Below are 14,800 nucleotides of genomic sequence, written 5' to 3'. Positions count from 1 at the left end.
CGGAGCCGCAGCGAAAGCGAGTCTGAACAGGGCGCATCAGTCCGTCGTCGTAGACCCGAAACCAGGTGATCTACCCATGTCCAGGATGAAGGTCAGGTAACACTGACTGGAGGTCCGAACCCACGCACGTTGAAAAGTGCGGGGATGAGGTGTGGGTAGCGGTGAAATGCCAATCGAACCTGGAGATAGCTGGTTCTCTCCGAAATAGCTTTAGGGCTAGCCTCGAGGTGAAGAGTTCTGGAGGTAGAGCACTGATTGGACTAGGGGCCCCCACAGGGTTACCGAATTCAGTCAAACTCCGAATGCCAGCAACTTTTACTCGGGAGTCAGACTGCGAGTGATAAGATCCGTAGTCGAGAGGGAAACAGCCCAGACCATCAGCTAAGGTCCCCAAGTGTATGTTAAGTGGAAAAGGATGTGGCGCTGCACAGACAACTAGGATGTTGGCTTAGAAGCAGCCACCATTCAAAGAGTGCGTAATAGCTCACTAGTCGAGTGGCGCCGCGCCGAAAATGTAACGGGGCTAAACATACCACCGAAGCTATGGATCCCGTAAGGGATGGTAGGAGAGCGTTCCAAGCAGCAGTGAAGCGGTACCGTGAGGAGCCGTGGAGCGCTTGGAAGTGAGAATGCCGGTGTGAGTAGCGAAAAGAGGGGTGAGAATCCCCTCCGTCGAAAGCCCAAGGTTTCCTGAGGAAGGCTCGTCCGCTCAGGGTTAGTCTGGACCTAAGCCGAGGCCGAAAGGCGTAGGCGATGGACAACAGGTTGATATTCCTGTACCGCCGTACCACCGTTCGAACGATGGGGGGACGCAGAAGGATAAGGTGACCGTGCGACTGGAAGTGCACGGACAAGCAGCAAGGCCGTCGGGTTGGCAAATCCGCCCGACACCAAGGTTGAGCTGTGACGTGGAGCCCGTAGGGCGAAGCACCGGATTTCACGCTGCCAAGAAAAGCCTCTAGTGAGGAGGTCGGCGCCAGTACCGCAAACCGACACAGGTAGGCGAGATGAGAATTCTAAGACGCGCGGGATAACTCTCGTTAAGGAACTCGGCAAAATGGTCCCGTAACTTCGGGAGAAGGGACGCTTATGGCAACATAAGCCGCAGTGAATAGGCCCAAACGACTGTTTAGCAAAAACACAGGTCTCTGCTAAATCGCAAGATGAAGTATAGGGGCTGACGCCTGCCCGGTGCTGGAAGGTTAAGGGGATGTGTCATCGCAAGAGAAGCACTGAACCGAAGCCCCAGTAAACGGCGGCCGTAACTATAACGGTCCTAAGGTAGCGAAATTCCTTGTCGGGTAAGTTCCGACCCGCACGAAAGGCGTAACGATTTGGGCACTGTCTCAACGAGAGACCCGGTGAAATCATAGTACCTGTGAAGATGCAGGTTACCCGCGACAGGACGGAAAGACCCCATGGAGCTTTACTACAGCCTGATATTGAGGCTTTGTACGCGATGTACAGGATAGGTGGGAGTCTGTGAAGCCGGAGCGCCAGCTTCGGTGGAGACACCCTTGGGATACCACCCTTTGCGTATAGAGTCTCTAACTCGCAGCCGTGATCCGGCTGGAGGACCGTGTCAGGCGGGTAGTTTGACTGGGGCGGTCGCCTCCTAAACAGTAACGGAGGCGCCCAAAGGTTCCCTCAGAATGGTTGGAAATCATTCGAAGAGTGCAAAGGCAGAAGGGAGCTTGACTGCGAGACCTACAAGTCGAGCAGGGACGAAAGTCGGGCTTAGTGATCCGGTGGTTCCGCATGGAAGGGCCATCGCTCAACGGATAAAAGCTACCCTGGGGATAACAGGCTGATCTCCCCCAAGAGTCCACATCGACGGGGAGGTTTGGCACCTCGATGTCGGCTCATCGCATCCTGGGGCTGGAGTAGGTCCCAAGGGTTGGGCTGTTCGCCCATTAAAGCGGTACGCGAGCTGGGTTCAGAACGTCGTGAGACAGTTCGGTCCCTATCCGTCGTGGGCGCAGGAAATTTGAGGAGAGCTGTCCTTAGTACGAGAGGACCGGGATGGACGCACCGCTGGTGTACCAGTTGTTCCGCCAGGAGCATCGCTGGGTAGCTACGTGCGGACGGGATAAGTGCTGAAAGCATCTAAGCATGAAGCCCCCTCCGAGATGAGATTTCCCTTTGAGCAATCAAGAAAGACCCCTCAGAGACGATGAGGTAGATAGGTCATGGGTGGAAGCGTGGTGACACGTGGAGCTGAATGATACTAATCGGTCGAGGCTTTGATCTAGTCTATGGTTTGTGTTGATGAATCCTCAGTTTTCAGGGAACAAGCCCTGTAAAAGTCTGGTGGCGATAGCGAGACGGCCACACCCGTTCCCATGCCGAACACGGAAGTTAAGCGTCTCAGCGCCGAAAGTAGTTGGGGGATCTCCCCCTGTGAGGATAGGACGTTGCCAGGCAAACGGTGGTTCTGGAGCATTCGCTCAAGGGCCGCCGTTTTTTCGTATCATCGATTCAGCTTAGTGGAAGAGAGGACGTTAAGAAATGGCTAAGAAGATCAAAGTATATGTCGAACCAAATGAAACGGTCAGTGAATGTTTAGATCGAATCAACGAAATGGGTTATCGTCCTATACGCCGCATTGAAAAGCCCGTCTTTGAGCAAACGGGAGCCAAAGATGTACCTGTCCACTCCCATCAATCGATTTTATTTGAATGCGTCTCTAAAGAATCCTAATGCCAAGCCGTCACACAATCTGTGTGACGGCTTTTTACATATCAAAACGAATGCTCGCGTTCAAAGCATCGATCTCCAAGCACATCCAATAAAGTTTGAGCCCGTTTTTCTATCTTTATAGGAAGATTCTCTTTACTAAAGTATTTAAGAGCCAAGCTTTCCCCATCTTCCATGACGAGCTCTCCATGTACTCCTTTTGCCTGATATAAATGAATGACACCGTATGTCTCGTCTCCATTCGGATATTTAAAGTAACCATCTTGACCGGAAAAAACCTGAATTAATTCGAAATGCTCAGCGAGAAGCCCGGTTTCTTCTTTCAATTCTCGTGCAGCGACCTCTTCCAGCGTTTCCCCGAGTTCCATCGATCCTCCCGGTAAACCCCAATCGAGTGTATCCGATCTATGCTGCATCAGTACTTCTTGTTTTTGATTGATGACCAAAATGGTCGCTCCGACACTGATGATTGGACGGTTCCCAATCACTTCTCGTAAACTCGCTATGTAACTCATCTAACTCCCCCTTTTCAATAGCATACATTAGCGGAGAAGATTATACTGATAACATCCAAAAGGCGAACGATAAATATTCAGACAATTAAAATGTTCGCAGTTTATTGACATGTTTTCAAAGAACAAGGTACGATAGGCGTGTGAGTTAAGAAAAATGAATAGTGCTCCATATAATCGCAAGGAAATGGCTTGCAAGTTTCTACCTGATCACCGACTCTGGTCAGACTATGGGGTGTAGCGGACGTGTATTTGTCATGCCTATACCCTAAACTGATTGCTCGGTTTAGGGATTTCTTTTTTGTAAGGGGGACATGTGGAATGAACGAAGTGGTAGGCGTCATCATGGGTAGTTCATCTGATTGGGAGACGATGAAACATACTTGTGACATGTTGGATGAGTTACAGATTCCATACGAGAAGCAAGTCGTATCGGCCCATCGAACACCAGACTTGATGTTCGAATATGCGGAAGAGGCACGAGGCAGAGGTATTCAAGTCATCATTGCGGGTGCTGGTGGGGCAGCTCACCTTCCAGGGATGGTCGCCGCAAAAACGACTCTTCCTGTCATCGGTGTCCCAGTTCAGTCGAAAGCACTCAATGGAATGGATTCGCTACTGTCGATTGTACAGATGCCTGCAGGCGTCCCAGTAGCGACTGTCGCCATCGGTAAAGCAGGTGCGACGAACGCCGGTTTACTCGCTGCTCAGATCCTCAGTATCCAATCAGCAGAAATCACGAAGCGACTTGAAATGTTCCGAGAGCAAAAACAAGAGATGGTCATGCGTGGAACGGAGGAACTGGTCTAATGAGAATCGGCATTTTAGGTGGAGGACAGCTTGGACGGATGATGTCACTCAGCGCGAGTGCAATGGGATACACGACGCTTTGTCTAGACCCGAACCCGAATGCACCGACCGCACAAGTAGCGGATTCGATTATCGCTTCATTTGATGATGTGAATGCCGCGAAAGAACTCGCTGACCGTTCAGACATTGTGACGTATGAATTTGAAAACATCGACACGGAAATGATTGCAGCCATCGAAGAGAAATGTCCACAAGGTATGGACGTGTTGAAGGCGACGCAACATCGCATCTTAGAAAAACAGATGATTGAATCAGCAGGACTACGTGTGGCGCCATATGTTTCGGTTCGTACGGTTCGAGAGGTACGGCAGGCACACGAAAAGCTCGGCTACCCATTTGTCATCAAAACGTGTCGCTTCGGCTATGACGGGAAAGGCCAGACGGTCATTCGATCGGAACAAGACCTTCAGGCGTTCATTGAACACTTTGTCGAACAAGAATATGTCGCTGAGGCGTGGTTGCCGTTTGAAAAAGAGATCTCGGTCATCGTGACACGAGGAGAAGAAGAAACGTCGACGTTCCCGATCAGTGAAAATATTCATCACAACAGCATTCTACATCTATCCATCGTACCGGCTCGTGTTACTGATGAGATTCAAGAGGATGCGAGACACCTCGCACTCCAGCTCGCCGATCATATCGGCTTAACGGGGACACTCGCTGTAGAGTTGTTCGTCATGCCAGATGGTCGCCTTTACGTAAACGAACTCGCACCGCGTCCACATAATTCTGGACACTACACGATTGACGCATGTGAGACCTCACAATTTGAACAACACATTCGAGCCGTGACGGGAATGCGTCTCGGACGTACGACATTGACAACGCCTGTCGTCATGGTCAACCTTCTCGGTGAGCATATGCCACGACTTCATGTCAAAGCATTGCCATCGAATGTTAAACTACATCTGTATGGAAAAGATGAGGCGAAGACAGGTCGCAAAATGGGACACTTGAACGTCCTTGCTGACACGGTCGAAGGTGCGCTTCAGACCATCGAACAACTGGCAATTTGGAAGGAGACCGTTTTATGATTTCACGCTACACCCGCCCAGAGATGGCAAACATTTGGACTGATCAAAACAAATTCGAGGCCTGGTTAAAAGTTGAGCTTTATGCCTGCGAGGCTTGGAGTGAACTCGGCATCATCCCGAAAGAAGATGTACAAGTCCTTTGGAACAAGGCATCGTTTGATGTTGATCGCATTCTAGAGATTGAACAAGAGACACGTCACGATGTGATCGCGTTCACGCGTGCCGTTTCCGAGACGCTCGGAGAAGAGAAGAAGTGGGTACACTACGGATTGACGTCGACGGATGTCGTCGATACGGCTCTCTCGTACTTAATCAAACAGGCCAATGATCTTTTAGAAGCCGATTTAGATCGCTTCATCGGCATTCTTGCAGAAAAGGCGAAAGCACATAAGTACGACATCATGATGGGACGTACCCACGGCGTGCATGCAGAACCGACTACGTTCGGTTTGAAACTCGCTCTCTGGTATGAAGAGATGAAACGGAATAAAAAACGCTTCATGGCAGCTCGCGAAACGATTGAATTCGGGAAGATGAGTGGAGCGGTCGGAACGTTTGCAAATATCGACCCGTTCATCGAGTCATACGTCTGTGACAAGCTCGGTATCCAAGCTGCACCGATCTCGACACAGACACTCCAACGTGACCGTCATGCCGAGTACATGTCGACGCTCGCATTGATCGCGACATCGATTGAAAAGATGGCGACCGAGATTCGTGGACTTCAAAAGACCGAGACGCGCGAAGTGGAAGAGTTCTTTGCTAAAGGACAAAAAGGGTCGTCGGCGATGCCGCATAAACGTAACCCAATCGGTTCTGAAAATATGACGGGTCTTGCGCGCGTCATTCGCGGTCACATGATGACGGCTTACGAGAACGTCCCACTTTGGCATGAACGTGACATCTCGCACTCGTCAGCAGAACGCATCATCATCCCGGATGCGACGATTCTCCTTAACTACATGTTGAATCGCTTCGGTAACATCGTGAAGAACTTGACGGTCTTCCCGGACAACATGCGTCGCAACATGGACCGCACGTTCGGAATCATCTTCTCGCAACGGATCTTACTCGGTCTCATCGAGAAGGGCTGGAGTCGTGAAGCGGCATACGATGCGGTTCAACCTAAGGCGATGCAGGCGTGGGAAGAAGAAACGATGTTCCGGACATTGATTGAAGAGGACAAAGAAATGGGTGCACTCTTTACGAGTGAGGAGCTCGATGAGTTGTTCGACCCGCGCTATCACGTACGCCGTGTCGATACAATTTTTGAACGCTGTGGTTTGTAATCGTTGAGGGGCGACATGCCCCTCTCACTTTTAAGGGGGAGCGGTTCAGATGAAAGCAATTTATGAAGGCAAGGCGAAAGCGTTATTTGAGACAGAAGAAACGGGTGTGCTTCGCGTATATTATAAAGATGATGCGACAGCATTCAACGGAGAGAAGAAAGAGTCGATTGATGGGAAGGGGATTTTAAACAACGCCATCACGACGCAGTTGTTCGAATTAATGCATGACAATAAGATTCCGACGCACTTCATTAAACGAATCTCAGAACGAGAACAGTTAGTTCGCCGTGTCGACATCATTCCGTTAGAAGTGGTCGTCCGCAACGTCGCGGCCGGCAGTCTGGCGAAACGTCTCGGTTGGGAAGAAGGGACGCCGCTCCTCGCACCGATTGTCGAGTTCTATTATAAGGACGATGCTCTTGGGGACCCGCTCCTCACAGAGGATCATATCCGATTGTTGCAAGTCGCTACACATAAAGAAGTCGAAACATTGCGACAACTCGGACTTTGGGTAAACGAAGTATTACTCGATTTCTTCGGTCAACACGGCATCGACGTAATCGATTTTAAACTAGAGTTCGGAAAAGTGGATGGGACGATTATCTTAGCGGATGAGATTTCACCCGATACGTGCCGCCTCTGGGATCAAGAAACGAAACAAAAACTCGATAAAGACGTATTTCGTCGCGATTTAGGTTCTTTGACTGAGACGTATGGACAACTGTTAACACGCATAGGGGGAAACGGACAATGAAAAAAGTAAACGTGTATGTGACATTACGTGAAAGTGTACTCGACCCACAAGGAGTTGCCGTGAAAGGTGGACTCGAACATCTCGGATTCGCTGGCGTTGAATCGGTGCGCATCGGGAAAATCATCGAGCTTCAAGTAGCGGACGACACGACAGAAGACATGGTCAAAGAAATGTGTGAGAAGTTACTCGTCAATACGGTCATTGAGAATTATGAAATTGAGATGGGGGTACTCGCATGAAGTTCGCGGTCATCGTCTTTCCAGGATCAAACTGTGACCTCGACATGTACCACGCGGTAAAAGACGTGCTCGGGGAAGAAGCAGAATACGTATTCCATACAGAAACGTCACTTGAAGGGTTCGATGGGGTCCTGTTACCAGGTGGATTCTCATATGGAGATTACTTGCGTTGCGGGTCAATCGCCCAATTTTCACCGATTATGGCTGAAGTAAAGCGTTTCGCTGAAGAAGGACGTCCGGTGCTTGGAGTATGTAACGGATTCCAAGTACTCGTCGAAGCAGGGTTACTTCCAGGTGTATTGATGCGAAACCGTGATTTGAAATTCATGTGTAAGACGGTCGACCTCGTCGTCGAAAACAACGAGACGATGTTCACAAGTGAGTATGCGGCACAGGAAACGATTCGTGTCCCGATTGCACACGGGGAAGGGAACTACTACTGTGACGACGCGACACTTGAGACATTAAAGGCAAATGGGCAGATCGCGTTCACGTACAAAGAGAACCCGAACGGATCGGTCGAAAATATCGCCGGCATCACGAATGAGGCAGGAAATGTACTCGGCATGATGCCACACCCGGAGCGTGCGGTCGAAGCGTTGCTCGGTGTAGAAGACGGTAAACGGTTATTCACGTCAATCGTAAAATGGGGGGCACGACATGTTACTTACAACTGAACCGACAGCTACACAAATCCGTGATGAAAAGATCTATGCCACGATGGGATTATCGGACGACGAATACGCGCTCGTCGTCTCACTGCTTGGCCGGGAACCGAATTATACAGAAATCGGTCTCTTCTCGGTCATGTGGTCTGAACACTGTTCGTACAAAAACTCGAAACCGGTGCTCCGGAAGTTTCCGACAACCGGCGAGCACGTTTTACAAGGACCGGGAGAAGGGGCTGGAATCGTCGATATCGGAGACGGTCAAGCCGTCGCCTTTAAAATCGAGAGTCATAATCACCCGTCAGCAATTGAACCTTATCAAGGTGCTGCGACTGGGGTGGGTGGAATCATCCGTGACATCTTTTCGATGGGCGCCCGTCCGATTGCATTATTGAACTCACTCCGTTTCGGAGATTTGAACGAATCACGTGTGAAACATTTATTCGGTCATGTCGTGTCAGGCATTGCCGGATACGGGAACTGTGTCGGCATTCCGACGGTCGGTGGAGAAGTCGCCTTTGACCCGGCCTACTCCGGAAACCCGCTCGTCAACGCGATGTGTGTAGGCTTCATCCGTCATGAAGACATTCAAAAAGGGATCGCGGAAGGTGTCGGAAACTCGGTCATGTACGTCGGAGCGACGACAGGGCGTGACGGGATCCACGGTGCCACGTTCGCTTCTGAAGAACTCGGAGAAGACGCAGACGAGAAACGTCCAGCCGTACAAGTCGGAGACCCGTTCATGGAGAAGCTCTTGATCGAAGCGTGTCTCGAAGTCATCAAGCACCCGGCGCTCGTCGGGATTCAAGACATGGGGGCAGCCGGATTGACCTCTTCGTCAGCGGAGATGGCCTCAAAAGCAGGTATGGGAATCGAGATGAACTTAGACCTCGTCCCCCAACGTGAGACAGGTATGACGCCTTACGAGATGATGCTATCGGAATCGCAAGAGCGGATGCTCCTCGTCGTCAAAGCAGGTCACGAAGACGAGATTGAAGCGATCGTCACGAAGTGGGGACTTCACGCGATCAAAGTCGGCGAGGTCATCGAAGAGAAAGTACTTCGTCTCGTTCATCAAGGGGAAGTCGCAGCAGAGGTACCAGTCGACGCGCTCGCAGAAGACGCTCCTGTCTATCATAAACCTTCTAAAGTCCCGGCATACTATGAAGCCTTCCAAGCGATGGAGCCCGTCACACCAATCGTTGAAGATGTGATGGCGACATGGAAAGACGTCCTTGCGATGCCGAGCATCGCCTCGAAACGTTGGGTGTATGAGCAATACGACCACATGGTGCAAACGTCGACAGTCGTCGCACCAGGCAGTGATGCCGCGGTCATTCGCATTCGTGAGACGGAGAAGTCGCTCGCGATGACGACAGACTGCAACGCGAAATATGTATATCTCGACCCGCGTGTCGGTGGGGCCATCGCTGTCGCTGAGGCGGCACGTAATATCGTCGCGAGTGGTGCGGAACCACTTGCCTTGACGGACTGCCTTAACTTCGGAAGCCCGGATAAACCGGAAGGGTTCTGGCAGCTCGACCAAGCCGTTGAAGGGATGGCGGAAGCTTGCCGTACGCTCGATACGCCTGTCATCGGTGGAAACGTATCGCTATATAACGAATCGAACGGGCAAGGCATCTACCCGACACCGGTCGTCGGAATGGTCGGGCTCATCGAGAAGCCGGAACACATCACGACTTCGTTTGCGAAACAAGCAGGAGACGTCGTCTTCTTACTCGGTGAGACGAAAGCGGAATTTGGCGGAAGTGTCCTTCAAATGCTCCAAGACGGTAAAGTGAGCGGCCACGCGCCGACACTCAATCTTGAGGAAGAACGTCACACACAGAAAGCATTACTTCAAGCCATCCGTGGTGGTCTTGTCACGGCGGCACACGATGTGTCAGAAGGTGGTCTTGCGGCAGCGTTACCAGAACTGGTCTTTGGAACAGGTCTCGGCATGGACGTGACGATCGACACAGATCTTGTGACGGCATTATTCAGTGAATCCCAGTCACGCTTCCTCGTGACCGTCGACAAGGCACAAGCTGAGGCATTTGCGAGCATGACGAACGGGACGGAAATCGGAACGGTCACAGAGACAGCAACGCTTGTCGTTCGTGCAAGCGACCGCTTGATTGAAATGGACGTGCAAGAGTTGGAGCGTGTATGGGAAGGAGCTATTCCATGTTATATGACATCCGAGGCATGAATGAGGAGTGCGGCGTCTTCGGTGTGTTCGGTCACATCGAAGCGTCACACCTTGCCTATTACGGACTTCACAGTTTGCAGCATCGTGGTCAAGAAGGGACGGGGATCGTCACGGCAGACGGCGAGCGTCTCCATGCGAAACGAGGCCTTGGTCTCGTCACCGAGGTATTTGATGAGACGTCGCTCGATGCCCTCACCGGAAATCATGCGATTGGTCACGTCCGCTACTCGACGGCGGGCGGCAATACGCTAGAGAACGTTCAACCGCTTCATTTCAAGTCGTTGACAGGAGATTTGGCGATGGCGCATAACGGAAATCTCGTGAATGCAAACGAATTGAAACATATGCTCGAAGCGGAAGGGGCAATCTTCCAAACGACGTCTGACACAGAAGTCGTAGCCCATCTCATCAAACGGAGTCGCGGCAACTCGGTAAAAGAAAGAATCGCCGACAGTTTGGCCCGTCTCGTTGGAGCGTTCGCTTTTCTATTCTTGACGGAAGACGCGCTATACGTCGGAGTTGACGTACATGGGTTACGTCCATTATCACTCGGACAGACGGAAGACGGGGCGTACGTTTTCGCCTCGGAAACGTGTGCGTTTGACGTCGTGGGGGCGACGTACGTCCGGGATGTCGAGCCAGGCGAATTGCTCATGATCACGAATGAAGGGATCACGTCTGAACGATTCAGTGAAGCGGCGGTCCGTGCCATGTGTTCGATGGAATACATCTACTTCTCACGACCGGACTCAATCATCGATGGCATCAATGTGCATACGGCACGTAAGGCCATGGGGAAAAAGATGTTTGAAGAAGCACCGGTCGAAGCAGATGTCGTGACAGGTGTGCCGGATTCGAGTATTTCCGCGGCAATCGGTTACGCTGAGGCGAGCGGGATCCCATACGAAATGGGACTCATTAAGAACCGTTACGTCGGACGGACGTTCATTCAACCGTCCCAGGAATTACGGGAGCGCGGCGTGAAAATGAAGTTATCGGCGTTACGCGGTGTCGTGAACGGGAAACGCGTCATCATGGTCGATGATTCCATCGTCCGTGGAACGACGAGTCGCCGAATCGTCACTTTGCTCCGAGAGGCAGGCGCAACGGAAGTGCATGTGCGCATCACGTCACCACCGATCAAACATCCGTGTTACTACGGAATCGATACTTCCACCAAGGAAGAGTTAATTGCGGCAACCAAATCCATTGAAGAAATCAGAGAAGAGATTGGTGCCGATTCACTAGCGTTCCTCACATTGGATGGAACGGTCGAAGCCATCGATCGTCCATTCGAAGGAGCACTACGCGGGCAGTGTGCTGCATGTTTCACGGGGCTTTATCCGACTGAACTTGCAGAACTCGTAACAGAGACAAAGGCTTAAGGGGGAAAAGCGATGAGCGTTCGATATGAACAAGCGGGTGTGAATTTAGAAGCAGGGTACGAGGCCGTATCCCGTATGAAACGTCATGTCGCCCGGACGATGCGTCCGGAAGTGATGACCGGTCTCGGCAGTTTCGGAGCGATGATTGACCTCGGTTCGATGAACATGAAACATCCGATTCTCGTGAGCGGGACCGACGGGGTCGGGACGAAACTGAAATTGGCGTTCGCACTCGACCAGCATGATACGATTGGAATCGATTGCGTCGCCATGTGCGTCAACGATTGTCTCGTGCATGGAGCAGAACCGCTCTATTTCCTCGACTATATTGCGACAGGAAAAGCAGAACCGGCCAAGCTTGAGCGCATCGTCGCCGGTGTCGCTGAAGGATGTGTCCAAGCGGGATGCGCCCTCGTCGGTGGTGAAACGGCTGAGATGCCAGGGATGTACACGGATGGCGAATATGATATCGCCGGATTTGCGGTCGGTGTCGTTGAGAAAGAAGACTTGCTCGATGGTTCGACGATTCAAGCGGGAGACATTGTCCTTGGACTCGCTTCTTCCGGTGTTCATTCGAACGGTTTCTCCCTCGTTCGTCATATCGTCGAAGCGCAAGGCCTCCACTATACGGATGAGATTGCGATGCTTGATACGACACTTGGGAACGCTTTGCTTCTCCCGACACGGATTTACGCCGAAGCGGCGAAGGCGGCGATTTCGACAGGTAAAGTTCAAGGAATGGCACACATCACAGGCGGCGGCTTTTATGAGAATGTCCCTCGTATGTTACCGGAAGGTCTTGGGATCACGTTTGATGCGTCGAGTTGGCCAAGCCTTCCTGTATTCGACTGGCTCGAACAAGTCGGAAACATCTCGAAACAGGAAATGTTCAACGTCTTCAATATGGGAATCGGTTACATGATTACGGTACGTGCCGAAGATGTGGAATTGATCGAAGCGGCGCTCGAACGTGTCGGGGAGACAGCGCACCGAATCGGGAAAGTCGAAAGTCGTCTAGGAATCCGAATCTCAGGAGTGGACCAATGAAACGATTTGCCATCTTTGCGTCAGGATCGGGGAGTAACGCCGAAGCGATTTGGCAGGCAATCGTCGATGGACAATTGTCAGCCGAATGCGTGTTGCTCGTGACGGACAAACCAGCAGCGACGGTTCTCGAACGTGCGGAGCGTTACAACATCCCGAGCTTTTCCTTTACACCGAAGTCGTATGCGTCCAAAGAGGAGTTCGAGGAAGAAATCCTCGTCCTTCTCAATTCGCTTCAAGTGGACTATATCGTGTTGGCGGGGTATATGCGCTTGATTGGAAATGTGTTACTATCCGCATATCCGAACAACATTTTAAATATTCATCCTTCACTCTTACCTGCGTTTCCGGGGAAAGATGCAATCGGTCAGGCGCTTGACGCAAACGTACCGAAAAGTGGTGCGACCGTTCATTATGTGGATTCGGGGATGGACACGGGTCCAATCATCGCACAAGCATCCGTCGAGATTGAAGGGTGTGACCGCACCGAGGCGACACGACGTATTCAAGCGATTGAACATCAATTGTATCCGCGCGTATTACAACAAGTGTTGAATCAACAGGAGGTTTTCAAGTGAGAGCATTATTAAGTGTTTCTGATAAAACAGGTATTGTTGAACTAGCGACCGTCTTACATGAGGCGGGCATCGAACTCATCTCGACAGGTGGGACCGAGGCAGCCCTCCAACAGGCGGGATTACCGGTCAAAAACATCTCGGAAGTGACATCGTTCCCGGAGATGTTAGACGGTCGTGTCAAGACGTTGCACCCACTCGTTCACGGTGGACTTCTCGGACGTCGCGACCTTGATACGCATGTCTCCCAAATGAAAGATCATCACATCGAACCGATTGACTATGTCGTCGTCAATCTGTATCCGTTCAAAGAGACGATTGCGAAAGAGAACACGACCTATGAAGAAGCGATTGAAAATATCGATATCGGTGGACCGAGCATGTTACGTTCGGCTGCGAAAAACCATGCAAGCGTCACGGTCGTCGTTGACCCAAGTGATTACACACTTGTCGCCGATGAAGTGCGTGGAGGCGGTACATCGTTTGAGATGCGTCAACGTCTCGCAACGAAAGCGTTCCGTCATACGGCTGCCTATGATGCGTTGATTGCCGACTACTTAGGTCGTCAAATCGAGGAGACGTTCCCAGAGCAATTGACGGTTACGTATGAGAAAGTACAAGACCTTCGTTACGGTGAGAATCCGCACCAACAAGCTGCATTTTATAAGACACCATTATACGACGGCATGACACTTGCGAATGCGACACAGCTTCACGGGAAAGAACTCTCGTATAACAACATTCAGGATACGAACGCAGCACTTGAAGCACTCAGTGAGTTGAATGAACCGGCTGCGGTCGTCGTGAAACATATGAATCCATGTGGTGTGGCGGTCGGACGGACGATTTCTCAAGCGTTCGAACGCGCCCATGCCGCTGATCCGGTCTCTATCTTTGGCGGAATCGTCGCTTTGAACCGTGAAGTCGATCTTGAGACGGCTGATGCCCTTCGCAACATCTTTTTAGAGATCATCATCGCTCCTTCCTTTAGTGAGGCAGCACTTGACCGATTGAAAGAGAAGAAGAATCTTCGTTTGTTGACGCTCGATATGGGACACATGACAGGCATGCGCTTAACGGCTGTCGCCGGAGGATTGCTCGTACAAGACGGGGATGACATGACACTCGATGATGCCTCATGCCAAATCGTGACGGATCGTCGTCCGACCGCAGCGGAATGGGAAGACTTGAAACTTGCATGGCGTGTCGTCAAGCACGTCAAGTCGAACGCCATTGTCGTCGCCAAAGATGAAACGACGATTGGAATCGGTGCCGGACAGATGAACCGCGTCGGCGCAGCAAAAATTGCCTTCGAACAAGCCGGGGAACGCGCGACAGGCGCAGCTCTCGGGAGCGACGCCTTCTTCCCGATGGCCGATACGGTCGAAGCGGCAGCTGCTGCAGGAATCACGGCCATCATCCAACCAGGCGGGTCGATTCGTGACGAAGAGTCAATCGAAGCGGCGAACCGACAAGGAATCACGATGGTATTCACGTCAGTTCGACACTTTAAACACTGAG

The 14,800-nt window shown here is 51.4% G+C and carries 13 protein-coding genes, 2 rRNA genes and 1 riboswitch; of the genes, 14 read left to right on the top strand and 1 reads right to left on the bottom strand.

Translation table 11 applies throughout. The features are described 5' to 3' along the window. From P400_RS0114610 to P400_RS0114600, 3 genes are all read left to right on the top strand, one after another. A 23S ribosomal RNA gene (locus tag P400_RS0114610) occupies positions 1-2,251 on the top strand; the annotation flags it as partial. A gap of 55 nt (positions 2,252-2,306) precedes the next feature. Beyond that, positions 2,307-2,423, top strand: a 5S ribosomal RNA gene (gene rrf / locus P400_RS0114605). Between the two features lie 85 nt (positions 2,424-2,508). Then, entirely contained in the window at positions 2,509-2,700 is a 192-nt protein-coding gene (locus P400_RS0114600) for an NETI motif-containing protein (RefSeq protein WP_026826893.1), read from the top strand. Positions 2,701-2,741: 41 nt separating this feature from the next. Here the strand turns inward: P400_RS0114600 and P400_RS15245 are convergent, their stop codons facing one another. Continuing rightward, entirely contained in the window at positions 2,742-3,212 is a 471-nt protein-coding gene (locus P400_RS15245) for an NUDIX hydrolase (RefSeq protein WP_034771255.1), read from the bottom strand. A gap of 146 nt (positions 3,213-3,358) precedes the next feature. Beyond that, a riboswitch (purine riboswitch) is annotated at positions 3,359-3,460 on the top strand. Between the two features lie 70 nt (positions 3,461-3,530). On the opposite strand from P400_RS15245, the gene purE reads away from it, so the two are divergent. The 11 genes from purE to purH are packed head-to-tail and all read left to right on the top strand — an operon-like array spanning position 3,531 to position 14,799. Beyond that, the gene (gene purE, locus P400_RS0114590) at positions 3,531-4,019 is read left to right on the top strand and encodes a 5-(carboxyamino)imidazole ribonucleotide mutase (RefSeq protein WP_026826892.1); all 489 of its coding nucleotides are present in this window, start codon (positions 3,531-3,533) and stop codon (positions 4,017-4,019) included. Continuing rightward, on the top strand, positions 4,019-5,113 hold the full coding sequence (gene purK / locus P400_RS0114585) for a 5-(carboxyamino)imidazole ribonucleotide synthase (RefSeq protein WP_026826891.1): 1,095 nt from the start codon (positions 4,019-4,021) through the stop codon (positions 5,111-5,113). Before purE ends, purK begins: the two co-directional genes overlap by 1 nt. After that, entirely contained in the window at positions 5,110-6,402 is a 1,293-nt protein-coding gene (gene purB / locus P400_RS0114580) for an adenylosuccinate lyase (RefSeq protein ID WP_026826890.1), read from the top strand. Before purK ends, purB begins: the two co-directional genes overlap by 4 nt. A 49-nt stretch (positions 6,403-6,451) precedes the next feature. Beyond that, positions 6,452-7,156 carry a phosphoribosylaminoimidazolesuccinocarboxamide synthase gene (gene purC, locus P400_RS0114575; protein WP_026826889.1) on the top strand — a complete coding sequence of 235 codons (705 nt, stop codon included), beginning with the start codon at positions 6,452-6,454 and terminating at the stop codon, positions 7,154-7,156. Beyond that, positions 7,153-7,395: a phosphoribosylformylglycinamidine synthase subunit PurS gene (gene purS, locus P400_RS0114570; protein ID WP_026826888.1), complete on the top strand. Its 243-nt coding sequence runs from the start codon at positions 7,153-7,155 to the stop codon at positions 7,393-7,395. The genes purC and purS overlap by 4 nt, the downstream gene beginning before the upstream one ends. Further along, on the top strand, positions 7,392-8,072 hold the full coding sequence (purQ, locus tag P400_RS0114565) for a phosphoribosylformylglycinamidine synthase subunit PurQ (protein WP_026826887.1): 681 nt from the start codon (positions 7,392-7,394) through the stop codon (positions 8,070-8,072). The genes purS and purQ overlap by 4 nt, the downstream gene beginning before the upstream one ends. Further along, positions 8,056-10,275: a phosphoribosylformylglycinamidine synthase subunit PurL gene (gene purL, locus P400_RS0114560; RefSeq protein ID WP_026826886.1), complete on the top strand. Its 2,220-nt coding sequence runs from the start codon at positions 8,056-8,058 to the stop codon at positions 10,273-10,275. The genes purQ and purL overlap by 17 nt, the downstream gene beginning before the upstream one ends. Next, entirely contained in the window at positions 10,251-11,660 is a 1,410-nt protein-coding gene (purF, locus tag P400_RS0114555) for an amidophosphoribosyltransferase (protein ID WP_026826885.1), read from the top strand. The genes purL and purF overlap by 25 nt, the downstream gene beginning before the upstream one ends. A gap of 12 nt (positions 11,661-11,672) precedes the next feature. Beyond that, a complete protein-coding gene (gene purM / locus P400_RS0114550) occupies positions 11,673-12,707 on the top strand; it encodes a phosphoribosylformylglycinamidine cyclo-ligase (protein ID WP_026826884.1) in 1,035 nt (344 codons plus the stop codon). Continuing rightward, positions 12,704-13,282, top strand: a complete 579-nt coding sequence (gene purN, locus P400_RS0114545) for a phosphoribosylglycinamide formyltransferase (protein WP_026826883.1) — start codon at positions 12,704-12,706, stop codon at positions 13,280-13,282. Before purM ends, purN begins: the two co-directional genes overlap by 4 nt. Then, complete coding sequence (purH, locus tag P400_RS0114540; RefSeq protein ID WP_026826882.1) at positions 13,279-14,799, top strand: bifunctional phosphoribosylaminoimidazolecarboxamide formyltransferase/IMP cyclohydrolase; 1,521 nt, start codon at positions 13,279-13,281, stop codon at positions 14,797-14,799. Before purN ends, purH begins: the two co-directional genes overlap by 4 nt. The last annotated feature ends 1 nt before the right edge of the window (position 14,800 follow it).

This window comes from Exiguobacterium marinum DSM 16307, assembly GCF_000620845.1.
Lineage (GTDB): Bacteria > Bacillota > Bacilli > Exiguobacteriales > Exiguobacteriaceae > Exiguobacterium > Exiguobacterium marinum.
The sequence above is the reverse complement of the archived record's forward strand: the minus strand, read 5'-3'. Positions and strand labels throughout refer to the sequence as shown.

What these genes read in the sequence shown, in the direction of transcription:
- purN (WP_026826883.1), top strand. Translation starts at nt 12,704, where the DNA reads ATGAAACGATTTGCCATCTTTGCGTCAGGATCGGGGAGTAACGCCGAA.
- P400_RS0114600 (WP_026826893.1), top strand. Translation starts at nt 2,509, where the DNA reads ATGGCTAAGAAGATCAAAGTATATGTCGAACCAAATGAAACGGTCAGT.
- purC (WP_026826889.1), top strand. Translation starts at nt 6,452, where the DNA reads ATGAAAGCAATTTATGAAGGCAAGGCGAAAGCGTTATTTGAGACAGAA.
- purQ (WP_026826887.1), top strand. Translation starts at nt 7,392, where the DNA reads ATGAAGTTCGCGGTCATCGTCTTTCCAGGATCAAACTGTGACCTCGAC.
- purM (WP_026826884.1), top strand. Translation starts at nt 11,673, where the DNA reads ATGAGCGTTCGATATGAACAAGCGGGTGTGAATTTAGAAGCAGGGTAC.
- P400_RS15245 (WP_034771255.1), bottom strand. Translation starts at nt 3,212, where the DNA reads ATGAGTTACATAGCGAGTTTACGAGAAGTGATTGGGAACCGTCCAATC.
- purS (WP_026826888.1), top strand. Translation starts at nt 7,153, where the DNA reads ATGAAAAAAGTAAACGTGTATGTGACATTACGTGAAAGTGTACTCGAC.
- purE (WP_026826892.1), top strand. Translation starts at nt 3,531, where the DNA reads ATGAACGAAGTGGTAGGCGTCATCATGGGTAGTTCATCTGATTGGGAG.
- purB (WP_026826890.1), top strand. Translation starts at nt 5,110, where the DNA reads ATGATTTCACGCTACACCCGCCCAGAGATGGCAAACATTTGGACTGAT.
- purK (WP_026826891.1), top strand. Translation starts at nt 4,019, where the DNA reads ATGAGAATCGGCATTTTAGGTGGAGGACAGCTTGGACGGATGATGTCA.
- purL (WP_026826886.1), top strand. Translation starts at nt 8,056, where the DNA reads ATGTTACTTACAACTGAACCGACAGCTACACAAATCCGTGATGAAAAG.
- purF (WP_026826885.1), top strand. Translation starts at nt 10,251, where the DNA reads ATGTTATATGACATCCGAGGCATGAATGAGGAGTGCGGCGTCTTCGGT.